Raw genomic sequence first — 25,638 nt, forward strand, 5'->3', positions numbered from 1 at the left:
TACGAGCGTGGTCAGGGCGACAGGAGTTTTAGTTCCGTCGCCAGGTTCTCGCGCGCCGGGGTCTCCCAGTTCGACGTCCCGTACGGGGTGCGGAACAGGCGGGGCAGCGAGATGAGCTGCCGCAGGACCTCCGCCCTGCCCTGCCGGAACGCCTCGTCCGGCACGAACGCGTACTCCTCGCGGATCGCCGCCGCGTACGCCGCGTACGTGTCCGAGGGCGCCGCGAGGATCGCCAGGTCGGCGTCGCACAGCGTCTCGCCGTTGGTGTCGCCCTCGGCGGGGTCGTGCGTGACGGTGAGCCGGACCAGACGGGCGACCTCCGCCGTCCTTTCCTCCGTCAGGCCCGCCTCGGGCAGCGCCCGTTCGGCCAGGCGGGCGGAGCGCTCCTCGTTCTCGGAGCGGTCGGGCGCGTACACCGCGTCGTGGAACCAGGCTGCCAGGCGTACGAGTTCGGGGTTCTCGGCGTGCTCTTCGAGTACGTCGATGTGGTCCAGGACCGCCGCCAGGTGCTCGGTGGTGTGGTAGCGGCGCTGCGGCTCGGCCCAGCGGGCGAGGAGGCGCTCCGCGTAGGGGGCGGGGTCGGCGCCGGACGCGCCTCCGCTCGCGCGGAGCAGGGTCGCGGCCCAGCGGGCGTGGAGGTCCTTGTCGTCGGCCATGCAGCCGACCCTAGCCCGACGACCCCGGCCGGACCGTCGTGCCGTTGCCATGCGTGGCCGTAAGCGGTTGGCTGCCGCCATGACCGCCATAGACGAGACCACATACGACCCCGAGCGCGCGGGACGGCTCCTGCGCGCCGAATGCGACGCCCTCGTACCGCTGTTGCGGGCCGCGCCCGACGACGCGTACGCGATCCGCACCTGCTGCCCCGGCTGGACCGTGCGGCACGTCATCGCCCACTGCGGTTCGGCGCTGATGCGCGTCGTGGAGGGCCGATTCGAGGAGGGCGTGTTCTCGCCCGAGTGCAACGAACGCGACATCGCCGAGCGTGCCGGCTGGTCGCACGCCCGTGTCGTGGACGAGCTGGAGCACGCCATGACGGAGGCCGGGCCCGTCCTCGCTGCCGCCAAGGGGTATCTGGACGGCGTCGCGCTGGGGGAGTGGGTGCACGCCGGTGACGTACGCGAGGCGTGGGGGAAGCCGGGTGCGTACGGGGGTGACGGGCTCGACGACGCGCTGGCGCTGCTCGAACAGTTCAGCAGGTCGGCGCATGCCGCGTCGCCGCTGCCGCTCCACGCGGACCTGGACGGCAGGGACGAGCCGCTGACCCTGGGCCCCGCCGACGGCAAGCGCCCGCCCGCCCGCTACATCGGGGACGCCCCGACGCTGATCCGGCTGATCGCGGGGCGCCCGCTGGCCGGTACGCGGTACGAGCTGGCGGGCGCCACCGAGAAGGAGTTGGCGCTGTTCGGCTGAGGAAAGCCAGGGGGAGCCGGGCGGCCGGGGAGGCCGGGGCGGCTGGGGCGGCTGGGGCGGCTGGGGCGGCTGGGGTGGCCGGGGTGGCCGGGGTGGCTGGGATGGCTGGGGCAGCCCGGGCAGCCCGGGCAGCCGGGGCGGCCAGGGGCAGCTGGGGTGGCCAGGGTGGTCGGGTGTCCGGGGGGCCAGGGAAGCCGGGGTGGCCAGGGAGGCCGGGGCGGCCGGGGCAGCCGGGGCGGCCAGGGAGGCCGGGGAAGCCGGGGTGGCCAGGGAGGCCGGGGCGGCCGGGGCAGCCGGGGCGGCCAGGGAGGCCGGGGAAGCCGGGGTGGCCAGGGAGGCCGGGCGTCCGGGGAGGCCGGGGCAGCCGGGACGGCCAGGGAGGCCGGGGCGGCCGGGGTGGCCAGGGTGGTCGGGTGTCCGGGGAGGCCGGGGGGCCAGGGAAGCCGGGGTGGCCAGGGAGGCCGGGGGGCCAGGGAAGCCGGGGTGGCCAGGGAGGCCGGGGGCCAGGGAAGCCGGGGCGGCCGGGGCAGCCGGGGCGGCCAGGGAGGCCGGGGAAGCCGGGGCGGCCAGGGAGGCCGGGGCAGCCGGGGTGGCCGGGCGGCCAGGGCGGCTGGGGTGGCCAGGGAGGCCGTGCGGCCAGGGCGGCTGGGGTGGCCAGGGGAAGCCGGGGTGGCCAGGGTGGCCGGGACGGCCAGGGTGGTCGGGTGTCCGGGGAGGCCGGGCGGCCAGGGAGGCCGGGGTGGTCGGGCAGGCAGGGCGGCCAAGGGGGCGTCGGCGGTGGCGTTCGGTCGGCTCGGTTCGGGTCTCAGTGCTCGTGGCCGCCGCCCTCCTCCGCCGCCCCGTCCCCCTTCTCCGGCGCCCCGCCCGCGTACACCGTGAACGCCGCCGTACGGACCTCGCCCCCGTGCTTGAAGTCCAGGAACAGGCGGTACGCGCCCTTGCTCGGCGCCGCCGTGCCGAACGAGATGTTGGGGCCCGCCTTCGTCCTCCCGTCGCCGGGCGTGCCGTTCGGGTGGACGTGGAGGTAGGCGAGGTCGCCCGAGCGCAGCGCCACCAGGTGGCCGTACGCCCCCAGGTAGGGCTGCAGGTCGGTCACCGGCCTGCCGTTCTTCGCCACGCTCAGCGTGAGGTCTCCGCCCGCGCCCGTCTTCAGGTCGCCCTTCAGCGTGACGTCGTAGCCGTCGACCTTCGTGGTCGTGCCGGTCGCGGGCAGGTCCCGCGGCTCGTACGTTCCCGCGACGCCGAGGTCCGCGCCCAGCGTCAGGCCCTCCTTCGCGCCCTCGGGGCGGAAGTCGGCGAAGACGCGGTAGCCGCCCGCCTCGGGGAGGCGGACGTCGGTCGACCAGGTGCCGTCCGCCGCGCGCGTCGGGTGGAGGTGGCGGTAGGTCGTCAGGTCGCGTGAGGCGACGATGAGGTGCAGCTCCTTGTCGTGCTCCTTGGCGTACGCGGTGACGTTCCGGCCCGTCGCGTCCTCGACGACGGTGAAGCGGAGCCGCTGCTTCTTGCCCGCCTCGATGCGGGGGTCCGCGAGGTCGAGCGTGTAGCCGCGGTCGGAGACCTGCAGGCCGCCGGGGGTGTGTGCCGCCGCCCTCGTCCCCTCTTCCTTCGGCTCCTCGTGTTCTGCGTGCCGTGCCGACGGCGTCTTGTCCCTGTCCGTGACCGGGTCGATGCCCGTGCCCACGCCGTACGCGGTGCCGAAGGTCGCGGCGACGGCCGCGGCGAATGCGGTGATCTTCAGGCCGGTGTTCATGACGGCTCCTCGGAGTGCGGGGTGTGTAGTCACGAAGATACCCCTGGGGGGTATTAAGTCAAGTCGCCGCGACGCTTGCGCCAGGTACCCCCCAGGGGTATACATGGATCTCGTCAGCGATACCCGGCCCGGGTATCGGCGTCCCACTCGTACAGGAGCCCACGACATGGCCACCACCACACCCGGCGCCGCCGAGGCGGCGGCGTCCGCCGCGTCCGCCGCAGAGGTCGAACTCGCCATCGGTGGCATGACCTGCGCCTCCTGCGCCGCCCGCATCGAGAAGAAGCTCAACCGCATGGACGGCGTCGAGGCGACCGTCAACTACGCCACCGAGAAGGCCAAGGTCACCTACCGCGGCGGCGACGTCTCCGTGCGGGACCTGATCGCCACCGTCGAGGCCACCGGCTACACCGCGCAGGAGCCCGCTCTCCCGCGTACCGAGGTGGGCGGTGGCGACGGCGACGGCGACGAGCGGGCCGCCGACGACGAGCTGAGGCCCCTGCGGCAGCGGCTGACCGCCGCGGTCCTGCTCTCCGTGCCCGTCATCGCGATGGCGATGGCCCCCGCGCTCCAGTTCGAGTACTGGCAGTGGCTGTCGCTCACCCTCGCCGCGCCCGTCGTGACGTACGCGGCCTGGCCCTTCCACAAGGCGGCGTTCACCAACGCGCGGCACGGCGCGGCGACGATGGACACGCTGATCTCCGTCGGCACGTCGGCGGCGTTCCTCTGGTCCCTGTGGGCGCTGTTCTTCGGCACCGCGGGCACACCCGGCATGACGCACCCCTTCGAGCTGACCATCGCCCGCAGCGACGGCGCGGGGAACATCTACCTGGAGGCCGCGGCCGGCGTCACCGCGTTCATCCTCGCCGGGCGCTACTTCGAGGCCAGGTCGAAGCGGAAGGCGGGCGCCGCGCTCAAGGCGCTGCTGCGGCTCGGGGCGAAGGACGTCACCGTGCTGCGGGAGGGCGGGCGTGAAGAGACCGTTCCCGTGGGCGAGTTGAGGACCGGCGACCGGTTCCTGGTCCGGCCCGGCGAGAAATTCGCCACCGACGGCAGGGTCGTCGAGGGGACCTCCGCCGTGGACGCCGCCATGCTCACCGGCGAGTCCGTGCCCGTGGAAGTGGGCGTGGACGACCCGGTCACCGGCGCCACCCTCAACGTCGGCGGGCGGCTCGTCGTCGAGGCCACCCGCGTCGGCGCCGACACGCAGCTCGCCCGCATGGCCAGGCTCGTCGAGGACGCGCAGAACGGCAAGGCCGCCGCCCAGCGCCTCGCCGACCGGATCTCCGCCGTGTTCGTGCCGGTCGTCATCGGCCTCGCGCTCGCCACCCTCGGGTTCTGGCTCGGCAACGGAGCGGGACTCACCGCCGCCTTCACCGCCGCGGTCGCCGTCCTGATCATCGCCTGCCCGTGCGCCCTGGGCCTCGCCACGCCGACCGCCCTCATGGTCGGCACCGGGCGCGGCGCCCAGCTCGGCATCCTCATCAAGGGCCCGGAGGTCCTGGAGTCCACCCGCGAGGTCGACACGATCGTCCTCGACAAGACCGGCACCGTCACGACAGGACGGATGACGCTCCTCGCCACCCACACCGCCCCCGGCACCCCGGCCTCCGACGTCCTTCGCCTGGCCGGCGCCCTGGAGCACGCGTCGGAGCACCCCATCGCCCGGGCCGTCGCCGCCGGTGCCGTCGCCGAGGTGGGCGAGCTGCCCGTCCCCGAGGACTTCGCGAACGTCGCGGGGCTCGGCGTGCAGGGCGTCGTCGAGGGCCACGCGGTGCTGGTCGGCCGCGAGCAGCTGCTCGCCGAGTGGGAGATCCGGCTGCCCGCCGAGCTGGCGCGGGCCAAGTCGGAGGCCGAGGCGGCGGGACGTACCGCCATCGCGGTCGCCTGGGACGACGAGGCGCGGGCGGTCCTGGAGGTCGCCGACGCGGTCAAGGAGACCAGCGCCGAGGCCATCGAGCGGCTGCGTGCGCTCGGGCTCACCCCGATCCTGCTGACCGGCGACAACGAGGCGGTCGCCGCCTCGGTCGCCGCGGAGGTGGGCATCGCCCCGGAGCACGTGATCGCGGAGGTCATGCCGCAGGACAAGGTCGACGTGGTGAAGCGGCTGCAGGCCGAGGGGCGCAGCGTGGCGATGGTCGGCGACGGCGTCAACGACGCGGCCGCGCTGGCCCGGGCGGACCTGGGGCTCGCGATGGGCACGGGCACGGACGCGGCGATCGAGGCGGGCGACCTGACGCTCGTACGGGGCGACCTGCGGGTGGCGGCCGACGCGATCAGGCTCTCGCGCCGCACCCTCGGCACGATCAGGTCCAACCTGTTCTGGGCGTTCGCCTACAACGTCGGCGCCCTGCCGCTGGCCGCCGCCGGTCTCCTCAACCCGATGATCGCGGGCGCGGCCATGGCGTTCTCGTCGGTCTTCGTGGTCGGCAACAGCCTGCGGCTGCGGGGATTCAAGCCGCTGTCCTGACCCGGCCCCACGATCACTTCCGGCACCCCGGTGCGAGCGACTCGGCTCGCGCCGGGGTGTTCTGCGCGTAGGCTGTCAATTGGACTAGACCTATGTGACTGTGGCTGTGACTGTGCCTGGGATCGCGAGCAGAAGGAAGAGACATCCATGAGCAAGCGTGCAGTCCTGGAGGTGATCGCCCTCGACGCCGAGGACGCGGTCGCCGCCCAGGCCGGCGGAGCGGACCGCCTCGAGCTGGTGACGGACATGGCCGCGGACGGCCTCACCCCGCCCCGCGAGACCTTCGCCACGATCCGCGCCTCCGTCGACATCTCGCTGCGCGTCATGCTCAGGCTGGCCGACGGGTTCGCCGCGGGCGACGGCAGCGAAGTCGACGAGCTGGTGCGCCGGGCCCGCGAGCTCAGGAGCGAGGGCGCCGACGAGTTCGTGCTCGGCTTCCTCGACGAGGCGGGCGGCGCCGACCTGCCCGCCGTGGAGGCCCTGGTCGACGTACTCGACGGCTGCCGCTGGACCTTCCACCGGGCCATCGACCGCGCCGCCGACCGCGACGCCCTGCGCAAGCAGCTCGCCGACCTGCCCGGCCTGGACACCTACCTCACCGCGGGCTCCGCGGACGGCGTCGACGACGGCCTGCCGACCCTCCTCGCCGAGGCGGCCCGGCGCGGCGAACCCGGGTACGAGCCGCAGCTCCTCATCGGCGGCGGCCTGCGCCTCGACCATCTGCCGAAGCTGCGGGCGGCCGGTGTCGACGCGTTCCACATCGGCGGGGCCGCACGCCCCGACGGCTGGTCGGCGCCCGTCTGTGCCGCGGCCGTCGCCGAGTGGCGGGCCGCGCTCGACGACTGACCGAACTCCCGCGCCGTCGTTCCGCTTTCCCGCGTGATCGTTCCTCCGCCGGACGCGATAGAACTGGGTCGACACTGAGGGGACTTCATGCCGACACCAGAGAACACGCCATCCACGCGTCCCGCGGAGCGGATGCTCGCGGCCGGAACGCTGCCCGTGGCCGCGACGCTGCTCACCGGAACGATCGCGCTGTACATAGCGCTCGTCGCGTTCGGGAACATCACCGACTTCGAGACCAACCAGCAGTTCGTACGCCATGTCCTCGCGATGGACACCACTTTCAAGGACAACGGCCTGAAGTGGCGCGCGGTGGAATCCACCGCGCTGCAGGACGCGGCGTACGTCGGAATCATCGCCTGGGAGACCCTGGCCGCGCTGATCCTCGGCACGGCCACGGTCCTGTGGGCCCGCGCCCTGCGGCGCCCCGAGGGGCTGCGGCGCGCCCAACTGACGGGCAGCATCGGCCTGATGATGATCCTTCTCCTCTTCGGAGTCGGCTTCATCGGGATCGGCGGCGAATGGTTCGCCATGTGGCAGTCGGAGGCCTGGAACGGCCTGGACGCCGCCATCCGCATGATCACGTTCGCGGGCATCGCGCTCATCGCCACGCACCTGCCGGCGGCGACGGCCGGCGCGAGAACGCAGTCCGCCGCCGATACGGCATCCGCCGCCGATACGGCATCCGCCACCGACGCGGCGGGCGGCGCCCTCAAGGAGGGCAGACCCTAACCCAGCTGTACCGGCAGATCGGCCGCGTGGACGACGATCAGGCCCGACACGGCACGGGTCAGCGCCACGTACAGACGGCGCAGACCCGTCCGCTCGTCGGGCTCACCGGCCACGACCGCGGACGGCTCGTCGAGCACCACGTAGTCGTACTCCAGGCCCTTCGCGAGGGACGCGGGCACGAGCGTGAGCCGGGTGTCGGGCGTCGTCTCCTGGCCGGGGTCGAGATACGGCATCCCGGCGGCCGTCAGCGCGTCGGCCAGGGCGGGCACGCGGGCGTCCGCGGCGATGAGCCCGACGGACCCCTCCTGCCGCAGGGACTCCGCACACGCGTCGAGACAGCCGGCGTCGAGGGCCTCCGCGGCGTCGTCCGCGGTGTCGTCCGTGGTGCTCGCCACCCGGCGCACCGCGAGCGAACCCGGCGACTCGCGCACCGAGTCGACCGCCGTGAGGCCGGGCGCGATGTCCGGCAGCAGCCGCGACGCGTACGCGATGACCTCGCGCGGTACGCGGAAACCGGCCGTCAGCTCCTCCACCACGGCACTCTCCTTGCCGAGGTGCGCCAGCGCCTCGTCCCAACTCCGCGTCGCCCACGGGGTCGTGCCCTGCGCGAGGTCCCCCAGCACGGTCGCCGAGCCGGTCGTGCAGCGGCGGCCCACCGCGCGGTACTGCATGGGCGACAGGTCCTGCGCCTCGTCCAGCACCACGTGACCGAGGGAATGGGTGCGCGCGACGAGGTCGGTGGCCTCGTCGATGAGGACGGCGTCCGCGGCGGACCACTTGGCTGACTTCACGCTCCGCGCGGGCTTCGCCCACAGCACGGCCTTCTGCTCGTCATCGCTCAGCACGCCCTCCGCGTGCTCGGCGAGGAACCCGGCGTCCGACAGCAGCCGCAGCACGAGCTTCGTGGGCTCCACGGGCGGCCACACCGCCTTCACGGCCGCCTTCACCGCGGCGTTGCGGGCCACCGCGTCCTGCACGCGGTCGTCCGGCGCCTCGCCCGCCTGCTCCATGCGGACGAGCACGGCGTGCGCGATGCGCTGCGGCAGTGCGTCGCGCGCGGCGCCGTACCGGATGTCCCGCGCGAGCAACTCGCCGACGATCTCCTCCAGTTCGTACGCGGGAATCCGCCACCTGCGCGACCCGCGCACCACCACGACGGGCTCCGTGGGCAGGGTGACGTGCGACCGCACGGCGTTGCGCAGCACCTCCGCCATGCGGGCGTCGCCCTTGACGAGGGCGGCCGACGCGTCGTCCGTGCCGCGCACCTCCACGTGGGCGACGAGGTCGTCGACGGTGGCCTGCTTGACCTCCAGCTCGCCGAGGGCGGGCAGGACCTGCTCGATGTAGTGCAGGAAGGAGTCGTTCGGCCCGATGACGAGGGTGCCGGTGCGGGCGAGGCGCTCGCGGTGGGCGTACAGCAGGTAGGCGACCCGGTGCAGCCCGACGGCGGTCTTCCCGGTCCCGGGCCCCCCTTGCACGCACACGCTCCCGCCGAGCCCGCTCCGGACGATCTCGTCCTGCTCCGGCTGGATGGTGGCGACGATGTCCCGCATCGGGCCGACGCGCGGCCGCTCGATCTCCCGCTGCAGCAGCTCGCTGGTCCGCTCGGCCTCGCCCGGGTCGCTGAGGTGCTCGTCCTCGTACGCGGTGAGGTCGCCGCCCGTGTACCCGAAGCGGCGCCGCAGCGCGATGTCCATCGGGTCCTTCTTCGAGGCGCGGTAGAACGGCTGCGAGACGGGTGCGCGCCAGTCGATGACCATCGGGTCCCCGTCGGCGTCGTGCACGTGCCGCCGCCCGATGTAGAACTGCTCCCCCTCGGCGCCCTCGGCCTGCTCGGCGCCGGGCGCGTGCAGATAGTCGAGCCGTCCGAAGAACAGCGGGGTGTGCGCGAGATCGGCGAGCGACTTGATCCGCTCGTCGAGCTGCCGCGACAGGACGGCGGCGTTCACCCAGTTCGCGGTGACGTCACGGATGTCGAGGGCCTCGGCGTCCTCGCGCATGGCGCGCAGGGCGGAACGGGACGCGGCGAGATGACCGCGTTCTCTGGCCAGGGGCCCAGCGGGCTCGTGGGGGTCGTTCTGGGCATGCACGGGGTGCCTCCGGCGGTTCTGCTGCTGCTAGGGCGAGGTGGCCGACCGGTTTCCGTCCGGCCGACGGCGCTCCGCGGGGGGAGGCGGGAAGGGGGCATCTTAGGCGGGGCGCGGTTGCGGGGGCCAACGAATTCTTACGGGGGGCGGCGGGGGCGGCTCTCCGGGCGCAGGCCGGCCATGGCTGGTCGCGCAGTTCCCCGCGCCCCTGAAAAGAGGCCCGCGCGAGATCGTCCGGCGACCGAGGGCGGGGGTGGGCGTGCCGGGTGCGGGGGTGCGGGTGGGTTTGGGGGCGCGGGGAACCGCGCGAGCGGCCGGCACGGGCCGGTGCACGGGGTGCGGGGTGCACCACCCCGTGCTCGGTCAGTCGTCGGCCAGTTCGGCGACGCCTGTTACGCGGTGCAAGGGGTACGTGCGGACCTCGTCCGCCGTGTGGTCGTAGGCCGTGACGAAGCCGCCCTCCACCCGCACCGGAGCGATGACCCGCTGGCTCGCCGTGCCCTCCGCGTTCACGTACCCGATCCAGAGCGCCTCGCCCGTCAGCACCGCCGCCTGCATCGTGGCGAGGGTCTCCGCCGCCGTCGTACGCGGCAGACGGCCGTCCGACGGCGACGTCGGGGCCTCCTTGCGCGGCGCCGTCGACGCCAGGTCGCCCGCCCGGATCGCCCGCACCGCCGCGCCGATGAGCGTGGCGCCGGGCAGCGGCGGCCCGTCCGGCACCGGCTCGGGAGCCGAGCGCGGAGGCGTCCGGTGGGCGTGCGCGCGGGTGATCAGGACGTCGCCCTCCGCGCTCTCCGCGGCCGGCGCGAAACCCATCGCGCGCAGTCCGTCGAGGAGCGTGCCGGGGTCCGCCTGGGCGGCGAGCACGGTCGGCGCGAGGCGGCGCAGCCGCAGGCTCTGGGTGCGCTTGTCGGCGAGGATCTCGTTGAGGAGGGCCTCGTCGTCGCAGCGGACGTACGCGGACGCGGCCCCGATCCGCAGGTGGCCGTGTTTCCGCGCCACGTCGTCGATGAGATAGGCGAGGGGCTGCGGGACGGGCGTGCGGGAGTGTGCCGCCAGGAACGCGTGCAGGTCGGACGCGGACTGCCCGGCGTCGAGCGCACGGCGTACGGAACCCGGCGTGAAGCGGTAGACGGTGGCGCCGCCCTTCGACTCCACGTCGGCCAGGACGGCGAGGGCGTCGGCGAGCGGCCGCTCCAGCGGGCCGGGGGCCACGGCGGTGAGGTCGGCCTGGAGCAGGACGTGGTCGAGGGGCTCGGGGAGGAGCGGGGCGAGGAGCCGCGTGGCGTGGGCGGCGGCGAGGCTCTGCTCGACGGACGGGTCGGCGGACGCGCCCTCGGGGCCGGTGGAGGCGGATGCTCCGGAGGAGGCGGACAGCAGTGCTCGGCCGTGTGACGACAGCGCCCCGCGTCCCGTGACACCCAGCATCTCCGCCTCGTTCAGCGTCCACTGCGCGATGCGCGACCGCAGGTCCTGCGGGGTCGGCGAGTCGGACGGGTTCGCGGCGCCGTCCTGCGCGGGGCGGCCGCGCGATGCGGACGGGCGCTCCCAGCGGAGCCGGTTCTGGAGCGTCTCGGGGACGGGCGCCGTGCCCTCCGGCAGCGTGGCGGCGAGCGCGAGGACCCGGTGCCGTACCTCGGGGGCGGTCGAGCGGTCCAGGTGCGGGCCGAGCGCGGAGAGCGTGCGGTCCTTGCCGTCGCGGCCGCCCACGAGCCCCGCCGTCCGCGTCGCCGCGAGCCACGCCGTGGCCAGCGCCGACCAGCGTTCGGCGGCGGGCAGCTCCTGCCACTCGTCGTACGCGGGCGTCGCCGCGTACCGCTCGTCGGCCTCGCCGTCCGAGGCCAGCAGCCCGGCCGCGTACGCGAGTTCGACCCAGAACGCGGCGAGCGGCTCGGACGTGTCGAGGGCCACCGCGGTCCGTTTCAGGTCGCGCACGCTCAGCCCGCCCGCGCGCAGCACCGCGGGCCCGCCCTCGTCCCAGTCCTTGAGGAGCTCCTCGACGGTGGCGAGCGCGGTGTAGGCCTGTCCGGCGGCGGCCGCGTCCACAACCTGTGGACGGTATTCGCGGGCGACCTCGACGGTCGGCGGCACGGGCTCCGGGGTGCGGTGCGCGCGGCCCGCGCGCAGGTGCAGGGCCGCCTCGCGGGGCAGCACGACCGTGCCGGGCGCGGTCGGGAGGAGCAGGCCCCGGTCGAGGAGCCAGCGCAGGTGGCGGGCGGGGTCGGCGGTGACCTGGCCGTAGGGCGGGCCCCACACGAGCCGGGACAGCACCTCCACGGACTCCGCCGGCGCCTCGTCGAGCAGCGCCGACATCCGCGTACGGTCCGTGAACAGCGCGGTCAACGACTGTACGGCGGACACCGGGTCGTGGGTCGTCGGCAGTCCTGCCGCCGTGACGATGTCCTGGACCCGGGTCGGCGACATCCCGGCGGTGGCCTCGGCGACGGTGGGGCCGAGACCGGTCGGGGAGGGGTGCTGCGGCGCCGGGGCGAGGAGCTCGCGGGCGGTGCGCACGAGCCGCAGCCGGTCGTCGGGCCCCCACACGAGGGCCTGCGCGTGGAGGGTGGCGAGGGCGCGCGGCAGGGCGGCCTCGACGGCGGCGTCGCCGTCGTCCCCCGCGAGCAGGCGGCGCACCTCCTCGTACGAGGCGGGATCGGGCGCCACGGCGAGCACCTCGGCGACCTGCTGCGCGAACCGGTCGAGCCGCTCCAGCGCACGCACCACGGAGGCGCGGGTCCCCGCGCGGGTGGCGAGCTGCGTGAGGTCGTTCGGCACGGGGTTCAGGAGATCGGGCCGGGCGCGCAGCAGGCCGGCGAGCGCGTCGTCGTCCCGCGACCTGAGCGCTTCGGCGAGAGACCGCGGCACGTCCGCCGCACGCGGCGGTGCGGTGACGCTCGCGTCGGCGTTGTCCGTGTACTGCGGCTCGGTGCTCATCCGGTTCACGGTAGCGGGTCGAGCCGCATCCCTGGTGTGCTGTCGCCCTTGCGGGACCGCCTGCGCCCGCCTACCGCTCCCGCCCGTCCAGCGGCCCGAACACCGCGAGCGCGTCCGTGTCGCTGTCGCGGGCCCGCAAGTAGTGGTCCGCCCAGTCCGCGACGTCGGGGTAGCCGCACTCCCGGGTCAGGCGGGCCACGGCGGCGTCGATGTCGTACGGCGTGGTGCGCAGCTCGATGCCGGGGCCGAGGAGGGCCCAGTGGGCGCCCGGGCGGCCGTAGGGCATGCCGACGCTGCCGGGGTTGACGGCCGTGCGGCCGTGGGCGAGGCGGACGAACGGCATGTGGGTGTGGCCGCAGACCACCGTGCGCACGGCGGGGTCGACGCCGTCGAGGACCTCCGCCCACCGTTCGGGGCGGGAGTCGACCAGGACGATCTCCTCGTCGTCGCGGGGCGTGGCGTGGCAGAAGAGGACGTCGCCGAGGCCCGTGAGCGTGAGGCGCGCCGACCGCGGGAGCCGCTCCAGGAGGTCCAGGTGGTCCGTGCGGAGTTGGTCCGCCGCCCAGGGGCCGATGGGGTCGGGGATGGTGTCGCGGTGGCCGCGGCGGTATTCGAGCAGCTCACGGTCGGCGTTGCCGCTGATCGGGACGGCGCGGTCGCCGAGCTCGGCCAGCAGGTCGAGTACCTCGGCGGGCTGTGGGCCCGCTGTGATGTCGCCGGTCAGCACCACCCGGTCCGCCGCGCGCACCTCCGGCTCCGCGAGGACGGCTTCGAGGGCGGGCAGGACGCCGTGGATGTCGGAGAGAACGGCCACTCGGGTCAGCATGATCACCAATGTGGGGCGGCGGCCGCGCCCCGGTACAGCCGCTTTCGCCCCCCGCGTACCGCCCGCGTACCGCCGCCGGTGCGGCACACTGGACGTTTGGCCTACGGAAAGGGCGCTCGCGTGAACGGTCCCCTCATCGTCCAGTCGGACAAGACCCTCCTGCTCGAGGTCGACCACGAGCAGGCGGAGGCCTGCCGTCGTGCCATCGCGCCCTTCGCGGAGCTGGAGCGGGCGCCCGAGCACATCCACACCTACCGGGTCACCCCGCTCGGGCTGTGGAACGCGCGGGCCGCCGGGCACGACGCGGAGCAGGTCGTGGACGCGCTCGTGGAGTTCTCGCGGTACCCCGTGCCGCACGCGCTGCTCGTCGACGTCGCCGAGACGATGGCGCGGTACGGACGCCTCACGCTCTCCAAGCACCCCACCCACGGACTCGTCCTCACCACCACCGACCGGCCGGTGCTCGAAGAGATCCTGCGGTCGAAGAAGGTGCAGCCGCTCGTCGGCGCGCGCCTCGACCCGGACACCGTGGCCGTCCACCCCTCCGAGCGCGGCCAGATCAAGCAGACGCTGCTGAAGCTGGGCTGGCCCGCCGAGGACCTCGCCGGATACGTCGACGGCGAGGCGCACAAGATCGACCTGGACGAGGCGGGCTGGTCGCTGCGGCCCTACCAGCAGCAGGCCGTCGAGGGGTTCTGGCACGGCGGCAGCGGCGTCGTCGTCCTGCCCTGCGGGGCCGGGAAGACCCTGGTCGGCGCGGGGGCCATGGCGCAGGCCAAGGCCACCACGCTCATCCTCGTCACCAACACGGTCTCCGCCCGCCAGTGGAAGCACGAGCTGGTGAAGCGGACCTCCCTGACGGAGGACGAGATCGGTGAGTACAGCGGGACGCGCAAGGAGATCCGGCCCGTCACGATCGCCACGTACCAGGTGCTGACGACCAAGCGGAAGGGCATCTACCCGCACCTCGAACTCTTCGACTCGCGCGACTGGGGCCTCGTGATCTACGACGAGGTGCACCTGCTGCCCGCGCCCGTCTTCAAGTTCACCGCCGATCTGCAGGCCCGCCGCCGTCTCGGGCTCACGGCGACCCTCGTACGCGAGGACGGGCGCGAGTCCGACGTCTTCTCCCTCATCGGGCCCAAGCGGTTCGACGCCCCGTGGAAGGAGATCGAGGCGCAGGGCTACATCGCGCCCGCCGACTGCGTCGAGGTGCGGGTCAACCTCACCGACAGCGAGCGGCTCGCGTACGCCACCGCGGAGGCCGAGGAGAAGTACCGCTTCTGCGCCACCACGGCGACGAAGCGGAAGGTGACGGAGGCGCTGGTCAAGAAGCACGCGGGCGAGCAGACGCTGGTCATCGGGCAGTACATCGACCAGCTCGACGAGCTCGGCGAACACCTGGACGCGCCCGTCATCAAGGGCGAGACGACCAACGCGCAGCGAGAGAAGCTCTTCGACGCGTTCCGCGAGGGCGAGATCTCCGTCCTCGTCGTCTCCAAGGTCGCCAACTTCTCCATCGACCTGCCCGAGGCGACGGTCGCCATCCAGGTGTCCGGCACGTTCGGGTCGCGGCAGGAGGAGGCGCAGCGCCTCGGCCGCGTGCTGCGGCCCAAGGCCGACGGGCACGAGGCGCGCTTCTACTCCGTCGTCGCGCGCGACACCATCGACCAGGACTTCGCCGCCCACCGGCAGCGGTTCCTCGCCGAGCAGGGTTACGCGTACCGCATCGTGGACGCGGACGAGCTGCTGGCGGGATAGCGGGCGCGGGCCGCGGTCAGGCCCCCGCGAACATCGCCGCGGGAATCACCAGGACCGACGTCAGGGCGAACGCCGTCCGCAGCCACGCCGCGCGCGAGCCGCGCGGCGTGAGCCAGCCCGCCGTCAGGCAGCCGAGGCCGCCGAGCGTCGCGAGGACGCAGCGTGCCACCACGTCCTGGTGGGCCTGCGACGAGGCGTCGCCGAGCTCCGCGTCGAGGGCGACCAGGTACCAGCCGATCGTGAGGAGCAGCAGCACGACGGGTGTCGCCAGGGCCAGGGCGACGACGCGGGACTGCTGCGGGACGGGGTGCGCGGCGGCGTAGGCGGCGTTACGGGCGGCCCACTCGTGGCGGGGCTCCGTCGCGGGAGCCGTCTCGGGGTCCGTCTTGGGGTGCATGGAACGAGTCAACCCGGCGGCGCGGGGCCGGCACCTCGGTCCGCGTACTCAGGTACGTACTCAACATCGGCGCCGACGCGAGGGCGAGCAGCGCGTACGGCGAAGCCAACGCCTGCTGCCACCACGGCAGGTGGAGGTCCAGGGCGCCGTCGTGCGGGAGCAGCCAGAACGTGCGGGCCGTGAAGAGGGCCGCCACCGCCGCCGCCGGGCGCGGGCGGCCCTCCGCGATCAGGACGACCAGGAGCGGCACGCACCACACCCAGTGGTGCGACCAGCTGATCGGGGAGACCAGCAGGGCCGTGAACGCGGCGAGGAGCAGCGCGCGCGGCTCGTCAGGGGCGCGGCGGACCAGCCAGAGACCGACGGCGGCGGTCACGGCCGCGGGGACCGCCCAGGCCGCGCCCGGCTCCGCGTCGTGCAGGAGGCGCGCGACCAGGCCCTGGAGCGACTGGTTGTCGACGATCCACGCCTTGCCGACGCGGCCCGTCTCGAAGACCCGCCGCGTCCAGAAGTCGACGCTCGCGGCGGGCAGCACCAGCGCACCGAGCAGCACGGTGCCGGCGAACCCGGCGCACGCGACGGCCGCCTCGCGGACGCGGCCCCGCAGCAGGAGAAAGACGACGAACACGGCGGGCGTCAGCTTGATCCCGGCCGCGACACCGACCGCGAACCCCTTGCCGACGGCGCCGGGCGGCCGGGTGAGGTCCCACAGGACCAGGCAGGCGAGCGCGAGGTTGATCTGGCCGAACAGGACGGTCTGGAAGACGGGTTCGAGCCACAGGGCGAGGGCGGTCGCGGCGCACAGGAACGGCGCGGGGGCGGGGCGGCCGGCCAGCTTGCAGGAGAGGCGGACCAGGAGGAGGAGAAGGGCGACGTTGCCGACGAGGAAGACCGTCTTCAGGGCGCCCAGGGGCAGCCAGGTCGTCGGTACGAAGAGGATCGCGGCGAACGGCGGGTAGGTGGCGGGAAGTTCCCACTCGGTGACGGTGAACCCGTACAGGTCGCTGCCGTTGGCGACGGCGGCGCCCTCGGCCCGGTAGACCAGGGTGTCGGCCATCGGGACGTGCTGGACGACGCAGAGGACGGCCAGAGCGGCGAGGGAGACCGCGAGCAGCACGCGAGCCGCGGTGAGTGAACGAGTCGTCACGATCCGTGGTTGCACGGCGTGACTTTAGTGGACCGAGGTCGGTGGACGGCGGAGAAGGGGTGGGCGTGCCGGACCCGGCCGGCGCCGCGTCAGCGGGTCCGCACGCCCGCTTCCTCGGCGAACTCGCCGAGCACGACGACGCCGAACGCGGCGCTCATGAGGACCTTGGCGGCGCGCAGGGCACCGCCGATGCCGCGCGGGTGCGGGGCGCCGTGCGGCACGGCGCCGGGGTCGGCGGACGACTGGGCGGACACGGGGGTGAAGGTGGTTGCGCTCATGTGTCCATGATGGTTCTCGCGCGTCCCACGCACATCGGCCTGCGGTGCAACCCTCCCCTCGGTCTGGGGTGCAACCTGCGACGGAGCCCGTACGCCTAAAGGCGGAGGCCGACCCCTAGGGCCTCCGGAGAAGGTACCGTCGAGAGCGCTGGGTACAACCGCGGCGCGTCAACGCAGCCGCCCCGGAGGGGACTTCGTGGGGATCGAGAGCGATCAGCTGGTCTACGACTATCTGAGCCGGGTCGGAGACCTGGCCCAGCAGCGGCAGTTGCCGTCCGGCGACCGGATGCGGCTGGTCGCCGACCTGCGGAACCGGATCGACCGGGGCAGAGGCGGGGCCACCGGCGACAACCCCGCCTCCGTCCGCCGGATCCTCGCCCGCCTCGGCACCCCGGAAGAGGTCGTGGAGGCGGCGGGCGGCGCCTCCGGGGACGTACGGAGCGACGTGCCGGGACACACGCCGGGGCAGGCGCAGGGGCAGGCGCCGGACGACGTACCGGCGAAACTTCGCGCCCTGCGCGTACCGAAGCCCCGCCGCACCACGAAGAAGGCCCCGGAGGCTGCCGAGTCCCCCGAGTCATCGCGCATCCCCGACCCACGCCGCCCGCCCGACCTGCCGGACCTGTTCGAGGGCGCCGCGCCACCGCACCTCGCGGGCATCGACGAGCTCGGCCCCAGCGGCTCCCAGCCCGACTGGTGGCGCGTGGACAGCAGCCCGTTCGGCCACGCCGACAGCGTCCCCGGCTTCGTCGGGGGCATCGAGATCCCCGAGATCCTCAAGCCCCCGTCCAAGGCGGGCCCCAAGAAGGTCCGGGAAGAGTCGGACGAGGACGAGGAGGACGGCGACGAGGAGGAGGGCGAGGAAGAGTCCGCGTACGAGGAGGCGGTGGAGGAGCCTGGGCGGCGCAGGTGGCGGCTGCCGGGGGCGCGGGCCGCCGTCGGCACGGGGCCGACGTTCAGCAACCCGCTGCTCCTGCTCGCCGCCGCGCTCCTCACCGTCGGCGCGGTCCTCGGCAATCTCGTCGTCCTCGGCGTCGGCTGGCTCATCGCCTACGCCTCCCGCAGGCTCACCCGCGCCGAGGTGAAGTTCGCCGTGATCGGGCTGCCGACCCTCGCGGTGGCGGCCGGGATCACCTGGCTGTGGGGGCGCGGCGACGGGCGCTGGGGCGACCCGATCAGGGACGGGCACATGAGCGACGCCATCGGCGACACCTGGCCGTGGGTGGTGCGGGGGGCGGCCGTCGCCTCCGCGCTGTTCCTGCTGTGGAGGTCGCAGCGGCAACGGCCGTGAGCAGCGGCAACGACCGCGAACAGCCCCGCCGCTACCGCTTCTTCGTCAGGTCGGCCTGCATCTCGTCCAGGATGCGGTCCGCCGCGGTGTAGCCGATGCCCTGGATCCACAGCTCGTCGTCGACGGTGTGGACGTTGCCGGACTTCACCGCCTTCATGTTCTTCCACAGGCCGCTGCCCACGGTCTGCGTCTCCTTGGACTTCTTCGGATCGCCGTACGTGGAGCGGAAGATGACGTCCGTGTCCGCGAGGTCGATCTTCTCGGGGGACAGGTCGTAGGAGAAGCCGTCCTTGGCCTTCGCGGAGATCGGGGCGCGGCCGAGGCCGACGTCCTTGAGGAGGGTGGCGATGTAGCTCCGGTCGCCGTAGAGGCGGATGTCGGCGCCCTCGATGAAGCGCAGCACGTTGACCTTCGTCTGTTCGGCCTTCGCGGGGCCGCCGATGGCCTTGGTGACCTTCCGCGTGTGTGCCGTGTAGTCGGCGACGACCTTCTTCGCCTCGGCCCGCTTGCCGAGCGCGTCGGCGTGCACCTGGAAGTTCTCCTTCCAGGGGTAGCCGGTCGTCTCCGTCATGACGGTCGGCGCGATCGCCTTCAGCTGGTCGTACTTGGCGGCGTGCCGGATCTTCGACGTCAGGATGAGGTCGGGCTTCAGCGCGGCGATGGCCTCCATGTTGGGCGTCATCATCTCGCCGACGTCCTTGATGCCGCTGACCTCGTCCTTCGGCAGGTAGCCCAGGAACCCGGACGACGCCTCGACGTGCGTGGAGCCGACCGGTTTCACGCCGAGGGTGATCGCGGAGTCCAGTTCGGCGGTGTCGAGGACGACGACGCGGCGCGGGTTCACGGGCACTTTCACGTCGCCCATGGCCGTCTTCACCGTGTGGGTCCCGCCGGAGCCCGCGGCCGTGTCGCCGGAGTCCGACGAGCCGCAGGCGGTCAGCGCGAGCGTGCCGGTGAGGGCCAGCGAGCCGGTGAGCAGCGCGCGGCGGTGGATGGGGGCGCGGGAACGGGGCATGGGGACGCCTTTCATGGGGTCAGGCGGGAGGGGGCAGGAGGGAGAGGGGGCGGAGCGGTCGCGGACCACGGCGCCCCGGGGACGACCAGCGGGGAGCCGGTCACGGGGTCCGGGACCACCACGCACTCCAGGCCGAAGACCTCGCGCACGAGCTCTTCGGTGACGATCTTCGCGGGCGCGCCCTCCGCGACGACCTCGCCCGCCTTCATGGCGACGAGGTGGTCGGCGTAGCGCGCCGCCTGGTTCAGGTCGTGCAGGACGACCACGACCGTGCGGCCGCGTTCGTGGTTCAACTGGCGCACCAGGTCGAGGACTTCGACCTGGTGGGAGATGTCCAGGTAGGTGGTCGGCTCGTCGAGGAGGAGCAGGCCGGTGTCCTGGGCGAGGGCCATCGCGATCCACACGCGCTGGCGCTGGCCGCCCGACAGCTCGTCGACGGGGCGTTCGGCGAGGGAGACGACGTCGGTGCGTTCCATCGCCTCCGTCACCGCCCGCTCGTCCGCGTCGGACCACTGCTGCCACCAGCGCTGGTGGGGCTGGCGGCCGCGCGCCACGAGGTCGGCGACAGTGATCGCCTCGGGCGCCACGGGGGTCTGCGGGAGCAGCCCGATCTGCTGGGCGATCTTCTTGGTGGGGAGCGTGGCGAGGGACGTGCCGTCGAGGAGGACGGCGCCGCTCCTCGGCTTGAGGAGACGGCCGAGGGCCCGCAGCGTCGTGGACTTGCCGCACGCGTTGGGGCCGACGATCACGGTGACCTTGCCGTCGGGGATGGTGAGGTCGAGGCGCTCGACGACCGTGCGGTCCTCGTAGGCGAGGGTCAGCGCGCGGGCCGAAAGGCGGGCGGCGGTCACGACGTGCCTCCAGAGCGGACGGAGCGTACGGAGTGGGCGGAGCGTACGGAGCGGCCGCGGACGATGAGCCAGATCAGATAGGGCGCTCCGACGGCCGCGGTGAGGACGCCGACGGGCAGCTCGGTGGGGGAGAACAGCCGCCGGGCCAGCAGGTCGGCGAGGACGACGATCAGCGCGCCGAGCAGCGCGGAGCAGAGCAGCGGGAGCTGCGCGGTGCGGGTCAGTCTGCGGGCGGTCTGCGGGGCGAGGAGCGCCACGAAGTCGACGGGGCCCGCGGCGCCGGTGGCCACCGAGGCGAGGACGACGCCGAGCAGGACGAGCCCGAGGCGCGCGTGGCCGAGGCGCGTGCCGAGGGCCGTCGCCGTGTCGTCGTCCAGGCCGACCGCGCGCTGGGCGCGGGCCGCCCACAGGACGAAGGGGAACAGGACGAGCAGGGTGAGGGCGAGCGGGTTCGCCTCGTGCCAGCCGCGGCCGTTCAGGGAGCCCGTCATCCAGATCTGCGCCTGCTGGGCGACGAGGTAGTCGCCCTTGGTCATGAAGAGCGTCGTCACCGAGCGCAGGGCGATGGCGAAGCCGATGCCGATGAGGACGAAGCGGCCGGCGTGCAGTCCGCCGCGCCACGCGAAGACGTACACGAGGGCCGCCGCGGCGATCCCGCCGAGCACGGACAGGTAGGGCAGGACGGTGTACGAGGTGACGCCGAGGGTCAGCGCGCCGACGGTCAGCGCGCTCGCGCCGTGGCTGATGCCGATGATGTCGGGGCTGGCGAGCGGGTTGCGGGCGACGGTCTGGATGAGCGCGCCGGCCACCCCGAACGCGGCGCCGACCAACAGCCCGACGACCATGCGGGGTTCGCGCAGCGTGCCCACGACGAGCGCGTCGGCGGAGGGCTGCCCGAGCACGACCTTCAGGGCCTCGACGGGGTGGACGAAGGACTCGCCGACACAGAGGTACGCGAGACAGCTCGCCGCGAGCAGCAGGGCGAGGACCACGGCGACGGCGGCGGCCCTGCGGTGCACGAGGAACGCGGCGCGGCGCACGCGCAGCACCGCGTACCCGGCGGGCCGGACCCGGGCCGGGGCGACGGCGCTCATGCCGCCACCGCCTTGCGGCGGACCAGCGTCACGAGGAACGGCACCCCGATGAGCGCGGTCATCACCCCGGCGGGCACCTCGCTGGGCGGGAAGACGATCCGCCCGACGGTGTCGGAGACCAGGAGCATCACGGGCCCGATGAGCGCGGCGAGCGGCAGGACCCAGCGGTGGTCGGCGCCGATGAGCGCGCGGGCGATGTGCGGGACGGCCAGGCCGATGAAGGCGATGGGGCCCGCGGCGGCCACGCCCGCGCCGGTGAGGACGGTCGCGCCGAGTCCGCCGACGATGCGTACCGCGGCGACGTTCTGGCCGATGCCCTTCGCGACGTCCTCGCCGAGCGCGAGCGCGTCCAGGCCGCGGGCGACGGAGAGGACGAGCAGGAGGCCCACGAGCAGGAACGGCCAGATCCGGCCGACGATCTCGGCGTCGCGGCCGGAGAGCGAGCCGACCTGCCAGAACCGGAACTCGTCGAGCGCGGACGCCTTGGTGGTGAGGACGCCGGTGGTGACGGAGACGAGCAGGGCGTTGATGGCGGCGCCGCCGAGCGCCAGTTTCACGGGTGTCGCGCCGCCCCGGCCGCCGGACGCGATGGCGTGGACGGCGACGGAGGCGAGCCCGGCGCCGGCGAACGCCCACCAGACGTATCCGGTGAGGGTGTGGACTCCGGCGTAGGCGATGGCGAGGACGACGGCGACGGAGGCGCCCTGGCTGATGCCGAGGATGCCGGGGTCGGCGATGGGGTTGCGGGTGATGCCCTGCAGGACGGTGCCGGCCAGTGCGAGGGAGGCGCCGACGAGTACGCCGGTGACGGTGCGGGGCACCCGCATCTCGCGTATCACCTCGGCTGAGTCGCCGTGCCCGCCGTGCAGCAGCGCGTCGAGGACGGCGGACGGCGCGATGGCGCGGGCGCCCACGGCGAGGCTCAGCAGGACGGCGAGGAGCAGGGCCACGACGGCCGCCGTCAGGACGGTGACGCGTCGGACGGGCACAGACATCGGCTGGGCTCGTTTCACCGGGAGGTAAGGGTGGGCTAAGTCTAGGGGCGGGCGGGGTGCCCGCCCTCGGCACAATGGGGCGCATGAGTGCACACACGCTGACCGTCGGCTTCGACCTCGACATGACCCTGATCGACTCCCGGCCCGGTATCAAGGCCGCCTATCAGGCGCTTTCCGCGAGGACGGGGACGTACGTCGACGCCGACCTGGCGGTCACGCGGCTCGGCCCGCCGCTGGAGGAGGAGCTGAGGTACTGGTTCCCCGAGGAGAAGATCAGGGAGACGGGTGACCTCTACCGCGAGATCTACACCACACACGCCATCGAGCCGACCCTCGCGATGACCGGGGCCCGTGAGGCCGTGGCGGCGGTGCACGCGCACGGCGGGCGCGCGATCGTGGTGACGGCCAAGCACGAGCCCAACGCGAAGCTGCACCTGTCGCACCTCGGCATCGAGGCCGACGCCGTCATCGGCTGGCTGTGGGCGGAGGCGAAGGCGCAGGCGCTGCGCGAGCACGGCGCGACGGTGTACGTCGGGGACCACACCGGTGATGTACGCGGCGCGCGTACGGCGGGCGCGCTCTCCGTGGCGGTGGCGACCGGACCGTGCGACGCAGCGGAACTGCGCGCGGCGGGCGCCGACGTCGTCCTCGGCGGACTGACGGAGTTCCCGGCCTGGCTCGACGCGTACGTGGCGGGACAGACCGTCCGCTAGCGCGGCCCGGCGTCAGCCGGTGCCGGTCCTGGCCTGCCGTCGCTGGAAGGCGATGCCGCGCAGCACCCCGGCCGCGGCGATGAGGAACCCGATGCCCATCAGCATGCACACCGCGTACGCGATGGACGGAAAGGGATCGGTGCCCAGGAACAGCGGGGCCACCGTGACCAGTGTGGCCACGGCTCCGACGAAGAAGACGATTGCTCCGGTCCGGACCATTCCGTCGCCCGGCCCGCTGGAATTCGCTTGGGTTTTGTCACGCACCCGACCAGGGTAGTTCCCAGCGCGAAGGAAGAATCCGGGGACGTCTTGTCACCGGCCCACGGACCAATAGTCTTGGTTCCTGGCGGGTCGGGCGACCCGCTGTAGTGCTATCCAGAGCCGTTTTCGCTCCGTCGTCCCCCGACGGGCGGGCCCGGCACAGACGAGTACGACGAGTACGAGGACGAGGACTTCACGTGCCTACCGGCAAGGTCAAGTGGTTCAACAGCGAGAAGGGCTTCGGCTTTCTCTCCCGCGACGACGGCGGCGACGTCTTCGTGCATTCCTCAGTACTGCCCGCCGGCGTCGACACACTCAAGCCAGGCCAGCGCGTCGAATTCGGCGTGGTCGCGGGCCAACGCGGTGACCAGGCCCTTTCCGTGGCGATTCTCGATCCCACACCGTCGGTGGCGGCCGCGCAGCGGCGGAAACCCGATGAACTGGCCTCGATCGTCCAGGATTTGACGACGCTGCTGGAGAACATCACACCCATGCTGGAAAAGGGCCGCTACCCCGACAAGGCGTCCGGCGCGAAGATCGCGGGCCTCCTGCGGGCGGTCGCCGACCAGCTGGACGTGTAGCGCGGGGAGTCCGGGGCGGGGCCGCTCCGGACTCAAGTCCCGCTAGGGAAACGACAGAGCGTCCGGACCGAGGGGCGGTACGAGTCCCTCGGCCGCGGCGCGGGTCAGCAGCCCGCGGACCGCCGCGTAGCCGTTCTCGCCGAGGTCGGCCGTGAACTCGTTGACGTACAGCCCGATGTGCTGGTCCGCCACCGCCGGGTCCATCTCCTGGGCGTGCTCCAGGACGTACGCGCGCGAGGCCTCCGGGTCGTCCCACGCCATCCGGACCGAGGTGCGGGCGGCGTCGGCGAGGGCGCGCAGCCGCTCCGCGCCCAGCGACCGCTTCGCGATGATCGCGCCCAGCGGGATCGGTAGACCCGTCGTCGACTCCCAGTGCTCGCCCATGTCGGCGAGGCAGTGCAGACCGTAGTTCTGGTACGTGAAGCGCGCCTCGTGGATGACCAGGCCCGCGTCGACCTTGCCGTCGCGTACCGCGGGCATGATCTGGTCGAAGGGCAGCACCACGATCTCGCCGACACCGCCGCCGGACAGCGTGTCCGCGGCCCAGAGGCGGAAGAGCAGGTACGCCGTCGACTTCTCGCTCGGCACGGCGACCGTCTTGCCCGTCAGGTCGACGCCCGGCTCACGGGTGAGGACGAGGGGCCCGCAGCCACGGCCGAGCGCGCCGCCGCAGGGCAGCAGCGCGTACGCGTCGAGGACGTACGGCAGCACGGCGTACGACACCTTCAGGACGTCCAGGTCGGACGTCTCGGCGGCGGACGCGGCGCGCTCCGCGATGCCGTTCGTGATGTCGATGTCGGCGAACGTGACGTCGAGGGCGGGCGCGCCCGGCACCCGGCCGTGCGCCCACGCGTCGAAGACGAACGTGTCGTTGGGGCAGGGCGAGTACGCGATGCGCAGCGGGCGGTCGAGGGGGGCCGCGGGGCTCTCGGGGCCATCAGTCGTCATGTGTGGTGCAACTCCTCAGTACCGGCGCGAACTTCCCGAACGCGTCGCTCAGCGCGGACAGCGCGTCGCCGATCCGCCAGGCGGCGCGGTCGCGCGGGCCGACGGGGTTGGAGATCGCGCGGATCTCCATGACGGGCAGGCCGTGCAGCACGGCGGCCTCGGCGACGCCGAAACCCTCCATGGCCTCGGCCAGGGCGCGGGGGTGCCGCAGCCGCAGGGCGGCGGCGCGCTCGGCGGAGCCGGTCACGGTGGAGACGGTGAGGACGGTGCCGGTCGCGGCACCGCAGGCGTCGGCCGTCTCCCGTACGAGGGAGGGCGGCGGGCGGTGGGTGACCGCGCCGAAGCCGAGCTCGGTGACGGGCGCGAACCCTTCCGGGGTCTCGGCGCCCAGGTCGGCGACGGTGATCTCGTCGGCGACGACGAGGGAGCCGACGGGCGCGTCGGGCGGGAAGCCGCCGCCGATGCCGGCCGACACGACGAGGCCGTAGGGCCGACCCTCGGCAGCGGCACGGGCGAGTGCGGTAGCCGTGCCCGCCGCGGCGGCCGCGGGGCCGACGCCGACGGCGAGAGCGTCGATCGACGGCCCGGTCGCCGCCCCCGTCAGCGCTCCGGCCACCGCGTCCCGTTCGGCGGGGACGGCGGTGGCGACGAGGACGCGCGGGGCGGGCGCGGCGTGCGGGATCAGGTCAGGAGTCCTTCTCGAACTTGAACGACCACAGACCCGTCGCCTTGGACTCCGAGCCCTTGCCGCCCTCGAGGAGGCTGACGGTCGACTTCTTGCCGCCACCGCCGTACTGCTGGTTGAAGAAGACGCTGCCCGGGATGACGACGTACGTCTTCTTGCTGGCCTCGGTCAGCGGCTGACCGTTCATCAGCAGCGTCCAGCCCTTCTCGGCCATCTCCGGGTCGACGCCGAAGCGGACCTTCTCGTCCGGGTCGATCTTCACGGACTTGACGTCCTTGTCCTGGAGGCAGGACTTGATCTGCGCCTCCTCGAGCTCCTTGCCGTCGTTGTAGCAGGAGGCCTCGGTGTTCACCGAGTCGCTGCCGACGGTGACGGTGGCGAGCGGCGTCGGCTTGTCGCAGGCCGAGAGGACGAGGAGTCCGGCGGAGACGGCGCCAAGAGCGGCCGCGGTGCGGCGGCGGCGCGCCGCGCTGTTCACATTCGCGGCTCCGCCGCGGAGCAGGGAGGTCATGGGCGAAGGCTATCGGGCGCGCCGGGGGGTGCTGTTACGCGGGGGGCATGGGCGT

The 25,638-nt window shown here is 73.6% G+C and carries 24 protein-coding genes; 8 read left to right on the forward strand and 16 right to left on the reverse strand.

Annotated elements, in window-relative coordinates; genetic code table 11:
* Positions 1-11 precede the first annotated feature (11 nt).
* On the reverse strand, positions 12-656 hold the full coding sequence (locus DEJ48_RS21765; RefSeq protein WP_150217776.1) for a hypothetical protein: 645 nt from the start codon (positions 654-656) through the stop codon (positions 12-14).
* 79 nt (positions 657-735) lie between these two features.
* On the opposite strand from DEJ48_RS21765, the gene DEJ48_RS21770 reads away from it, so the two are divergent.
* Entirely contained in the window at positions 736-1,413 is a 678-nt protein-coding gene (locus tag DEJ48_RS21770) for a maleylpyruvate isomerase family mycothiol-dependent enzyme (protein ID WP_150217777.1), read from the forward strand.
* Between the two features lie 805 nt (positions 1,414-2,218).
* Here the strand turns inward: DEJ48_RS21770 and DEJ48_RS21780 are convergent.
* Complete coding sequence (locus DEJ48_RS21780) at positions 2,219-3,163, reverse strand: hypothetical protein (RefSeq protein WP_150217778.1); 945 nt, start codon at positions 3,161-3,163, stop codon at positions 2,219-2,221.
* A 166-nt stretch (positions 3,164-3,329) separates the two neighbouring features.
* On the opposite strand from DEJ48_RS21780, the gene DEJ48_RS21785 reads away from it, so the two are divergent.
* The 3 genes from DEJ48_RS21785 to DEJ48_RS21795 all read left to right on the forward strand — a co-directional run bounded on the left by DEJ48_RS21785 (position 3,330) and on the right by DEJ48_RS21795 (position 7,208).
* Entirely contained in the window at positions 3,330-5,633 is a 2,304-nt protein-coding gene (locus DEJ48_RS21785; RefSeq protein ID WP_150217779.1) for a heavy metal translocating P-type ATPase, read from the forward strand.
* Between the two features lie 147 nt (positions 5,634-5,780).
* Positions 5,781-6,479, forward strand: a complete 699-nt coding sequence (locus DEJ48_RS21790; protein ID WP_150217780.1) for a copper homeostasis protein CutC — start codon at positions 5,781-5,783, stop codon at positions 6,477-6,479.
* Positions 6,480-6,566: 87 nt separating this feature from the next.
* Positions 6,567-7,208 carry a DUF2165 domain-containing protein gene (locus DEJ48_RS21795; protein ID WP_150217781.1) on the forward strand — a complete coding sequence of 214 codons (642 nt, stop codon included), beginning with the start codon at positions 6,567-6,569 and terminating at the stop codon, positions 7,206-7,208.
* On the opposite strand, the gene DEJ48_RS21800 is transcribed toward DEJ48_RS21795, so the two are convergent.
* The 3 genes from DEJ48_RS21800 to DEJ48_RS21810 form a co-directional block, all read right to left on the reverse strand.
* A complete protein-coding gene (locus DEJ48_RS21800) occupies positions 7,205-9,298 on the reverse strand; it encodes a HelD family protein (RefSeq protein WP_223832142.1) in 2,094 nt (697 codons plus the stop codon). The two genes, DEJ48_RS21795 and DEJ48_RS21800, sit on opposite strands and share 4 nt — an antisense overlap.
* Positions 9,299-9,658: 360 nt before the next feature.
* Positions 9,659-12,229, reverse strand: coding sequence for a helicase-associated domain-containing protein (locus DEJ48_RS21805; protein ID WP_150217782.1), 2,571 nt, complete (start codon positions 12,227-12,229; stop codon positions 9,659-9,661).
* A gap of 70 nt (positions 12,230-12,299) precedes the next feature.
* The gene (locus tag DEJ48_RS21810) at positions 12,300-13,055 is read right to left on the reverse strand and encodes a metallophosphoesterase family protein (RefSeq protein WP_150217783.1); all 756 of its coding nucleotides are present in this window, start codon (positions 13,053-13,055) and stop codon (positions 12,300-12,302) included.
* A gap of 120 nt (positions 13,056-13,175) precedes the next feature.
* Between DEJ48_RS21810 and DEJ48_RS21815 the strand changes: the two genes are divergently transcribed.
* Complete coding sequence (locus tag DEJ48_RS21815; RefSeq protein WP_150217784.1) at positions 13,176-14,816, forward strand: DNA repair helicase XPB; 1,641 nt, start codon at positions 13,176-13,178, stop codon at positions 14,814-14,816.
* A gap of 16 nt (positions 14,817-14,832) precedes the next feature.
* Here DEJ48_RS21815 and DEJ48_RS21820 read toward each other — a convergent pair whose 3' ends face one another.
* From DEJ48_RS21820 to DEJ48_RS21830, 3 genes are all read right to left on the reverse strand, one after another.
* The gene (locus DEJ48_RS21820) at positions 14,833-15,213 is read right to left on the reverse strand and encodes a hypothetical protein (protein WP_150217785.1); all 381 of its coding nucleotides are present in this window, start codon (positions 15,211-15,213) and stop codon (positions 14,833-14,835) included.
* Positions 15,146-16,360 carry a glycosyltransferase 87 family protein gene (locus DEJ48_RS21825; RefSeq protein ID WP_411757472.1) on the reverse strand — a complete coding sequence of 405 codons (1,215 nt, stop codon included), beginning with the start codon at positions 16,358-16,360 and terminating at the stop codon, positions 15,146-15,148. Before DEJ48_RS21825 ends, DEJ48_RS21820 begins: the two co-directional genes overlap by 68 nt.
* An 89-nt stretch (positions 16,361-16,449) precedes the next feature.
* A complete protein-coding gene (locus tag DEJ48_RS21830) occupies positions 16,450-16,638 on the reverse strand; it encodes a hypothetical protein (RefSeq protein ID WP_190537519.1) in 189 nt (62 codons plus the stop codon).
* A gap of 196 nt (positions 16,639-16,834) precedes the next feature.
* Between DEJ48_RS21830 and DEJ48_RS21835 the strand changes: the two genes are divergently transcribed.
* Positions 16,835-17,929, forward strand: coding sequence for a DUF2157 domain-containing protein (locus tag DEJ48_RS21835; RefSeq protein ID WP_150217787.1), 1,095 nt, complete (start codon positions 16,835-16,837; stop codon positions 17,927-17,929).
* Between the two features lie 31 nt (positions 17,930-17,960).
* Here DEJ48_RS21835 and DEJ48_RS21840 read toward each other — a convergent pair whose 3' ends face one another.
* From DEJ48_RS21840 to DEJ48_RS21855, 4 genes are read right to left on the reverse strand one after another with little or no spacing between them, the layout of a single operon-like run.
* Entirely contained in the window at positions 17,961-18,944 is a 984-nt protein-coding gene (locus DEJ48_RS21840) for an ABC transporter substrate-binding protein (protein WP_150217788.1), read from the reverse strand.
* Positions 18,945-18,955: 11 nt separating this feature from the next.
* A complete protein-coding gene (locus tag DEJ48_RS21845; protein ID WP_150217789.1) occupies positions 18,956-19,795 on the reverse strand; it encodes an ABC transporter ATP-binding protein in 840 nt (279 codons plus the stop codon).
* Positions 19,792-20,889, reverse strand: a complete 1,098-nt coding sequence (locus DEJ48_RS21850) for a FecCD family ABC transporter permease (RefSeq protein ID WP_150217790.1) — start codon at positions 20,887-20,889, stop codon at positions 19,792-19,794. The genes DEJ48_RS21845 and DEJ48_RS21850 overlap by 4 nt, the downstream gene beginning before the upstream one ends.
* Complete coding sequence (locus DEJ48_RS21855) at positions 20,886-21,884, reverse strand: FecCD family ABC transporter permease (RefSeq protein ID WP_150217791.1); 999 nt, start codon at positions 21,882-21,884, stop codon at positions 20,886-20,888. Before DEJ48_RS21855 ends, DEJ48_RS21850 begins: the two co-directional genes overlap by 4 nt.
* Positions 21,885-21,967: 83 nt before the next feature.
* On the opposite strand from DEJ48_RS21855, the gene DEJ48_RS21860 reads away from it, so the two are divergent.
* The gene (locus DEJ48_RS21860) at positions 21,968-22,597 is read left to right on the forward strand and encodes an HAD family hydrolase (RefSeq protein WP_150217792.1); all 630 of its coding nucleotides are present in this window, start codon (positions 21,968-21,970) and stop codon (positions 22,595-22,597) included.
* Between the two features lie 12 nt (positions 22,598-22,609).
* Here DEJ48_RS21860 and DEJ48_RS21865 read toward each other — a convergent pair whose 3' ends face one another.
* Complete coding sequence (locus DEJ48_RS21865; protein WP_150217793.1) at positions 22,610-22,861, reverse strand: hypothetical protein; 252 nt, start codon at positions 22,859-22,861, stop codon at positions 22,610-22,612.
* Between the two features lie 194 nt (positions 22,862-23,055).
* Between DEJ48_RS21865 and DEJ48_RS40965 the strand changes: the two genes are divergently transcribed.
* Entirely contained in the window at positions 23,056-23,439 is a 384-nt protein-coding gene (locus DEJ48_RS40965; protein WP_076685560.1) for a cold-shock protein, read from the forward strand.
* A gap of 42 nt (positions 23,440-23,481) precedes the next feature.
* On the opposite strand, the gene DEJ48_RS21875 is transcribed toward DEJ48_RS40965, so the two are convergent.
* From DEJ48_RS21875 to DEJ48_RS21885, 3 genes are all read right to left on the reverse strand, one after another.
* Positions 23,482-24,387 (reverse strand): 1,4-dihydroxy-6-naphthoate synthase, encoded by a 906-nt coding sequence (locus tag DEJ48_RS21875; protein ID WP_190537521.1) that lies wholly within the window; start codon positions 24,385-24,387, stop codon positions 23,482-23,484.
* Positions 24,377-25,003 carry a futalosine hydrolase gene (locus DEJ48_RS21880; RefSeq protein WP_263399449.1) on the reverse strand — a complete coding sequence of 209 codons (627 nt, stop codon included), beginning with the start codon at positions 25,001-25,003 and terminating at the stop codon, positions 24,377-24,379. The genes DEJ48_RS21875 and DEJ48_RS21880 overlap by 11 nt, the downstream gene beginning before the upstream one ends.
* 70 nt (positions 25,004-25,073) lie before the next feature.
* Positions 25,074-25,583: a DUF2771 domain-containing protein gene (locus DEJ48_RS21885; RefSeq protein WP_150217794.1), complete on the reverse strand. Its 510-nt coding sequence runs from the start codon at positions 25,581-25,583 to the stop codon at positions 25,074-25,076.
* Positions 25,584-25,638 lie beyond the last annotated feature (55 nt).

Source organism: Streptomyces venezuelae (assembly GCF_008642315.1).
GTDB lineage: Bacteria > Actinomycetota > Actinomycetes > Streptomycetales > Streptomycetaceae > Streptomyces > Streptomyces venezuelae_D.